General features: G+C 77.7%; 1 protein-coding gene. It reads left to right on the top strand.

The genetic code is table 11. The features are described from left to right. The coding region (locus G3I40_RS21795; RefSeq protein ID WP_164303815.1) for a DUF3626 domain-containing protein at positions 1-202 on the top strand (202 nt) is incomplete at both ends.

Below are 202 nucleotides of genomic sequence, written 5' to 3'. Positions count from 1 at the left end.
AGGCGCTGTTCGGCGGGGCCTACGCGCACGCGGCCGCCACGGAACGCCCCAAGTACGGAGCCCTGAACGTGATGCGGCACCCCGACGGGGCGGCCCCGCGCTTCGGCTCCTGCCACGTGCGGCTGCGGCCGGCCGCGACCGGGCGGGCCACCTTCTGCTTCGGGGACAGCCACGTCGGCCCCGCCGACCTCGGCACCGCCGA

Origin of the sequence: Streptomyces sp. SID14478, assembly GCF_010548525.1 — a bacterium.
Classification (GTDB): Bacteria; Actinomycetota; Actinomycetes; order Streptomycetales; family Streptomycetaceae; genus Streptomyces.
This window is presented reverse-complemented; position numbering and strand designations above follow the sequence as displayed.